Origin of the sequence: Lutibacter sp., assembly GCF_040883305.1 — a bacterium.
Classification (GTDB): Bacteria; Bacteroidota; Bacteroidia; order Flavobacteriales; family Flavobacteriaceae; genus Lutibacter.
This window is the reverse complement of record NZ_JBFLKT010000303.1, coordinates 1-4,179: the sequence shown is the minus strand read 5'-3', so window position 1 is coordinate 4,179 and position 4,179 is coordinate 1. Positions and strand designations below refer to the sequence as shown.

Genomic DNA, 4,179 nt, shown 5'->3' with positions numbered 1-4,179 from the left:
TTATATTGAATTTGAGGTTTAAATCTATGGTTAATCGTTCTTTTGCTGTTTTATTAACCAACGTTATTCGGTTAAATTTGTTCCAAATAATAGGTTGTAAATCAAACTCTTGTTTTGTGATTTTTTGAATAAATTTCATTGAATTTTCTGAAAGATCAGGTTCAAAATCATCAATAGATATTCTAGATTTGGTTGTCTTCCCTTTACCGTCTTTTTGTTTAATTTCAAGAAAAAAAATGCCCGATTCTACGTATTTACGTATTCTAATTTTGGTTCTGTTTACTTTTCTATTATGATGGTCGTGGTAGAACTTTTTTTCAGGTGTATCAAAATACAATGAAGAATACGATAGTAATCTATTTTCATTTATTTGAAGCACTTTATATTCACTTTTAATTAGATCTAAAATTTCAACTAAGTGTTTTTCGTGAATAATGAATTTAGTGTCTGTTCTTTTCATTAAAGAAACGGTATCCATTTCTTTTAAAGAAGTGGTTTCAAAGGACTGTATTAATTGTGCTATTTGTTGTTTCATGTGTTTATATTTTTTATAGGTCACATGCTGTTCGCTATTAATCATTTTCTTTACTTGATAAGCTTTTAGTAAGCTCGTTTCATAATAGGACAAAGCAACAATTTTATGTAACCCTTTTAAAAAGAAATCAACGAACTGGAAGATTCTATCAACGAAAAAGAATAATTGAAAGCATAAAAAAAGCCTCAACAATTATTAGCTAATTATTGAGGCCTAACCTAACCAAACAAATTATTATTAACTCAAACAATAATGTTATAATATTCACCATTTCTAACCAGTGAATATTCTTCAAATGTTTTAATTTCTCATCTTTTTTGAGGTCTTTCTCATTTATTATTTTTTTTTAGATACGCTGAAAATAATTTTTGTTGATCTTTAGTTAGAACTGCTTTTATAGTATCTTCAAAATCTTCTTTTAAATCTTCCATTTCACTTCGGTCAGGTCTTCCAGATGTTGTTTTACTTTCTACCTGTTTAAAGTGTTCTTTATAAATTTCTAATACCTCTGTTTTTTGCACTTCTGATAATAAAATTTCGCTAGAAAGTTTGTCAACCATTTTTTCTATTTGTTTTTTTGAAGGTAATTTAGGTGGTCCTTGTTGGTTGCTTCCTTGTCCTCCTCTAGATCCTCTTTGTTGTCCGCAGGCTGATGTCGTTATCACTAATACTACAACTAAAGTTTTCCAGATTTTATTCGTTTTTAGTTTCATGATTTTTTGTTTTTAATATTTTTATTTTTATTGATTTCTAAATCTTTATTCAAAGAAAGATAAGTTTAGTGGTACTGGAAATTATAATCAATGAACTGGCTAATTTTATCTACCAATTAAAGTATTTCCGATAACTGAAGTTTTTATTTCAATAAAAAAAGAATCAATTAAATATTGGTCAATTCTTTTGAATAAAATTGTTATAAATTGTAACTATAATTTAAACTGTTGGCCACGTATTAAAAGGTTGTTTTTCAAACTCCATTTTCCCTTCTGAATTTTTAAAAATATTCAGCCAAACTTGCCAATTTTCGTTATCCATTTCGGGGTAATCTAAGCGGTAATGACTACATCTGCTTTCGGTTCGCATAATGGATGCTTTCAATTTCATTTCAGCACTTACAATCATGTTTTTAGTTTCGTGTGCTAACCGTAATTCGTGTAAATTAGAAGCTCTTAACATTGGCACGTGATGATCCCTTAGCTCTTCAACATAAGCTAAAGCTGCGTTTAATAAATTTCCTTTTTTTATGTACATAATAAAATTAGGAATCATTATACCTTGCAATGTTTGTGTAACCCAGGTCGGACTATAACCAGCTTCTCGTTTTAAAGGAGCTAATATTTCTTCTTTAATTAATTTTATTTTTGATGTTGAAATTGAAGTTGCTTTTATTTTTTTACAATAGTTTGCTGCTGCTTCACCAGCAACTCCACCTTGAACTGCCGAACCAGCTAAAGAAGAACCAATTTGAGTGTAAATTGCTCCGGCCATATATGAGCCCAAAGCATCTCCTGCAGCATATAATCCAGGAATTGTTGATTCACATTGATCGTTTATAGGTACCAACCCTTCTGATTTATGAATTGCCATTCCTGCGGAAGATCCGCCAACTATAGTACCACCTATTCCTGGAGGTGCTCCTTTTCCGTATTTTGGTGGTCTTCTTCCTTCTTTTCCTCCCGGTGATTTGGAAGATTCATTATTAAACTCTTCAGGTTTATAGGGCCCGCCAATAACTTCAGCCTGTTTACCTGAGCCTGGAGGTCTCATTTTTAATGGACTTCCATTGTTATAAGCTACATAATTCATATCGACACCTAAATCATGACGAATTTCAACTCCTATTGTTCCTGGTTTTTGTTCAAACATATCTCCCCAACCATCATAACAAGCTGCAGCATTTTCTGCTTTTCCAGAGTGTCCATCATTCCATTCTTTACCTGTAACTTTTGCACCAATATTGTATGCCATTATTGTTCCGTCATGTGTTAAATCACAAATTGGGAATCCGTTTGGTTTAAAACCGCCAGCTCCAGTACATAAAATCACGCTTTTTGCTTCATAAAATACTACTTTCTGTTCATCAATACTGAAACCGGCGGCACCTATAACACTTCCATTTTCTTTTATAAGGTGTGTTATAGTTATACGTTCTTGAACTGGGATATTTCTTTCTTCAATAGGTTTACTAAAACTTTTATTATATAATGAAGCATCGAAAAATCCCCATTTTTTTAATTCACTTACACGTGCTAAAGAATGTTCAGCCATTTGACGGGTGTAAACATTATTATTGGTTCCTAAAGCCGATCGAGAAACTTTGGCAACAAACTCATCTAAACTTACATCTTCTTTTTCAGCATCAAAAGCAAAAATTCCTTTAGCAAAAGGTGTTTGACCTGAAGCTCCTAATCTTCCTTTTGAAACCATTAAAACTTTGGCTCCAGCATGGTGCGCTTTTACAGCTGCAAATAAACCAGCCATTCCACTTCCTATTACTAAAACATCGGTACTTATTTTATCAACATTTAAGGAATCTACATCAATTTCAGGATTATTTAACGCCCAATCCATTGACATTCCCATTGTTGACATGGCTGCGAAACTTGCCGCTCCACCTGCTAAGGTTATAAATTTACGCCTAGACATATTACTTTTTGTGGCTTTCTTTTTCATTTTTTTGAAGTTTTAAATAAGTAAGTTCTTAGTAAATAATAGATGCCACTTGCAACAGCTACTAAATAATATAGAGAGAATGAAGTATTACTATGACGACCCATATTAATTACGTGCCAAGTACCGGTAATTATAAAAAACATGGTTAAATAACCATGCAAGTTTCGCCAAGTTTTATATTTTAAATGCAGTTTAAATCTGAAATATGAAGTAATTAAAAATATAATTATACATGCATAAGCAATCAAGCCTAAAATTACACCAAGGCTACTAAATGTTGTTATTAATTTTAAAAAAGCATCGGTTGGTGCGACTCCATTATCAAAAAACTTTGGAACAATTATAAAGAATGGATGTAATAATAATATTGAAATAAATGTATAACCAATAATTTTATGAATTTTTAAAACATTTGCCATTCTCATTTTTTTAACCAATGTTTTATTTAATCTTGAAGTAAAAAACTGGGATATTAGTAACGTAAAACCTAAAATAGTTATTAGCGAAAATATTTCCATTAAAATGGTTCTTTTTTCAAAATCACCTAGAAAAAAAAGTACTAAAGGAACTCCAATAAATCCTATAAATAAAGATCCTAACTTAAATATGTAGTTTTCCTTTTTCATAATATTAGCCCCAAGAAACAATTACAGGAATAGATTTGTAGGGTGAAATAGTAATAGCATCTACCGGACAATACATGCGACATAAATGGCATATTTGACAGTCTTCTGGATATAAAATCTCCGCTTTTTTTGTGTCAGGGTTTAACCGAATAACATCGGTAGGGCAACTTTTTATGCATTCCTCACATCCAATACATCCTTTAATACTTTCTATTGACATAATTCCTAGTTTTTAAATTCATTTCTAATTTTGAGAACAAGGTAAAATTTATAGGGTCTTAACAAAATAAGAATCAATAAACACTCGAAATATATCAATGAAATGACTGATATGATAAATAAGTA

5 protein-coding genes are annotated in these 4,179 nt (G+C 30.9%); all 5 read right to left on the bottom strand.

The window, feature by feature from the left end:
- Nucleotides 1-535, bottom strand: a 535-nt coding sequence (locus AB1Z17_RS09750) for a polyphosphate polymerase domain-containing protein (protein ID WP_368051614.1), incomplete at its 3' end; no start/stop codon positions are given.
- 329 nt (nt 536-864) lie between these two features.
- Nucleotides 865-1,248, bottom strand: a complete 384-nt coding sequence (locus tag AB1Z17_RS09745; protein ID WP_368051613.1) for a hypothetical protein — start codon at nt 1,246-1,248, stop codon at nt 865-867.
- A 220-nt stretch (nt 1,249-1,468) separates the two neighbouring features.
- Entirely contained in the window at nt 1,469-3,208 is a 1,740-nt protein-coding gene (locus tag AB1Z17_RS09740; RefSeq protein WP_368051612.1) for an FAD-binding protein, read from the bottom strand.
- Nucleotides 3,205-3,834, bottom strand: a complete 630-nt coding sequence (locus AB1Z17_RS09735; RefSeq protein ID WP_368051611.1) for a ferric reductase-like transmembrane domain-containing protein — start codon at nt 3,832-3,834, stop codon at nt 3,205-3,207. The genes AB1Z17_RS09740 and AB1Z17_RS09735 overlap by 4 nt, the downstream gene beginning before the upstream one ends.
- 4 nt (nt 3,835-3,838) lie before the next feature.
- On the bottom strand, nt 3,839-4,054 hold the full coding sequence (locus AB1Z17_RS09730; protein WP_368051610.1) for a ferredoxin family protein: 216 nt from the start codon (nt 4,052-4,054) through the stop codon (nt 3,839-3,841).
- Between the last annotated feature and the right edge of the window lie 125 nt (nt 4,055-4,179).